The following is a 301-nucleotide window of genomic DNA, read 5'->3' on the forward strand; positions in this document are numbered from 1 at the left end:
CCCTAACCTCTTGATCCGTAGTCAAACGCTCTATCCAATTGAGCTACGGGCGCTTTTGAAGCGACATTCACTAATATATCACATACTCAAAATGAAATCAATAGTTTTTTTGAATGCGGCCGAGAGGACTTGAACCTCCACGGGGTTGCCCCCACTAGGCCCTCAACCTAGCGCGTCTGCCATTCCGCCACGACCGCATATATATTACAAAAGAAAATGCTGTGCAATACACAGCAGCCATGCATGTAATAATGCGGGTGGAGGGACTTGAACCCCCACGTCAAAAGACACTAGATCCTAA

General features: G+C 47.2%; 1 tRNA gene. It reads right to left on the bottom strand.

Features of this window, described 5'->3' with window-relative positions:
• Positions 1-114: 114 nt before the first annotated feature.
• Positions 115-197: transfer RNA gene (locus ACY9Z2_RS18890), tRNA-Leu, on the bottom strand.
• Positions 198-301 lie beyond the last annotated feature (104 nt).

It is taken from the genome of Virgibacillus sp. GM2-2, from assembly GCF_055329585.1.